This window comes from Enterobacter sp. KBR-315C3_2022 (assembly GCF_041399425.1).
In the GTDB taxonomy this organism is placed as follows: Bacteria; Pseudomonadota; Gammaproteobacteria; order Enterobacterales; family Enterobacteriaceae; genus Enterobacter.
The window spans coordinates 1-524 of sequence record NZ_JBGKEB010000074.1; the positions used below are offsets into that span (position 1 = coordinate 1).

Sequence of the window (524 nt, forward strand, 5' to 3'; positions counted from 1 at the left end):
GGCGTGGTTCGTGTTGCTGTAGTCCTGCATACGGAAATAGCGCAGACCGCAGCGCACATAGATTTCCGTGACGTTCCCGCAAATCATCTCCTGAAGCATGAAGGTTTCCGTATCCTGCGCCGTGTTGCACTGCCAGTTCATTGGGTACATTTGCCCCGCCGCCTCGTGAAACGCGGTCACGTCGATTTCAACGGGCGCGGTAACGTATGACCTTTCGCGGCCCAGCCAGTACTCGCGCTCGGCCTCGCTGGTCGCATGAATGCCCGCTTCTGCGCTGGATTCGGTCAGATGTAAATGCATGGTTATGTCTCCTTCTGGTTGGTGGCGCTTATGTTTGGCCGTGGTGGTTATTGGTCGAACGTGATGCCGGAAAAGTGCGCCATCAGGTGCAGCATGTCGGCAATGTCGTCGATCTTCTGCTGAATGGCTGGCGTGGCTTTGATGATGCGCGTCACGGCGGTTCTGAGTTCGCCCATGTAGCGCACGGCAGACTCGCCCAGCGCCGTTTTATCGGCGTTGCACTG

At 57.4% G+C, this 524-nt stretch carries 1 protein-coding gene; it reads right to left on the reverse strand.

Annotated features, from left to right (window positions below):
- A partial coding sequence (locus AB8804_RS23320; protein ID WP_371190304.1) for a hypothetical protein occupies positions 1–300 on the reverse strand: 300 nt, incomplete at its 3' end.
- Positions 301–524 lie beyond the last annotated feature (224 nt).